This is a genomic window from Adlercreutzia sp. DFI.6.23 (genome assembly GCF_024462535.1).
In the GTDB taxonomy this organism is placed as follows: Bacteria; Actinomycetota; Coriobacteriia; order Coriobacteriales; family Eggerthellaceae; genus Adlercreutzia; species Adlercreutzia rubneri.
Genome location: NZ_JANGBP010000072.1, coordinates 1 through 449 on the forward strand (window position 1 = coordinate 1; position 449 = coordinate 449).

Here is a 449-nt window from a genome sequence, read left to right on the forward strand (position 1 = left end):
CGTATAGTGGACAAAGGGGATTTCGCGGGACCAGGTGCGCACCAAACGCTGTTGCTCCGAAGAGGCCTTGGTCCACTATACGCCTCATTATCATGTCGAGGGGTTGGGAGATGGGGCGGAGCCGTCGCCCGACCTTCCGCGGAGCGGCTTTTCTGTTCCAACTCGTTTTGCCGATTACGTCGACTTGGCTAGCCTTCATGTGCGCTTCGTGCCCTCGTTCAAGGCGGTAGCCTTGGTGATCCGGTTTGATGGGATATTCTCTGAATCTTCCGAACGCGATAAGGGAACGATGCCTTTTAACGAGCCGTTATACGTTCGTGTCCTCGACATGGTGTCGTCCGCTTTGTCCCGGGAAGGCTCGGAGTTAACTGGCAATATTTACACGCAGCTCCTGTACTCAAATCTCCCTCTGCGCGCTGATGGAAGCGATGCGGTGCAGTACTACTATG

Annotated in this window: 1 protein-coding gene; it reads left to right on the forward strand. The window is 55.2% G+C overall.

Features of this window, described 5'->3' with window-relative positions; all coding sequences use genetic code 11:
- Positions 1-67: 67 nt before the first annotated feature.
- On the forward strand, positions 68-449 hold a 382-nt coding region (locus NE591_RS12390; RefSeq protein ID WP_256156761.1), incomplete at its 3' end, for a hypothetical protein.